General features: G+C 45.9%; 1 pseudogene. It reads left to right on the top strand.

Annotated features, from left to right (window positions below):
* Window positions 1-392 (top strand): annotated as a pseudogene (locus tag B9T16_RS29495) (ATP-binding protein); the annotation flags it as partial.

Genomic DNA, 392 nt, shown 5'->3' on the forward strand with positions numbered 1-392 from the left:
GCAGGAGGCGGTACTGAGAGGAACGCTGGAACGGGAGACTTATCAACGCATTGCCAAAGATTGTGATTACTCGGAAAGTAGTGTTAGAAATGCGGGTTCGCAGTTGTGGCAAATCCTTTCGGAGGAGTTGGGAGAAGAAGTTAATAAATCCAATTTTCGCTCGGCAATGGAGCGGTTTCAATTTTCCCTATTTTCAAATGTTGTACAAGATTATGTTGGAGTTTGCAATCTTAACGTTTGTGGGGAGTGAAGACACCCGCCTGATATACCAAACCGACACCCACCCAATCGAGAGGTATGCAGTCAAGAGTTAAGCGAGATGCCGGATTTGGGTGTTTTTTACGATCGCACCCTCGAACTGGAAACCCTGAGTGATTGGATTCTAAACGAAC

The organism is Arthrospira sp. PCC 8006 (assembly GCF_046480465.1).
Lineage (GTDB): Bacteria > Cyanobacteriota > Cyanobacteriia > Cyanobacteriales > Microcoleaceae > Limnospira > Limnospira platensis.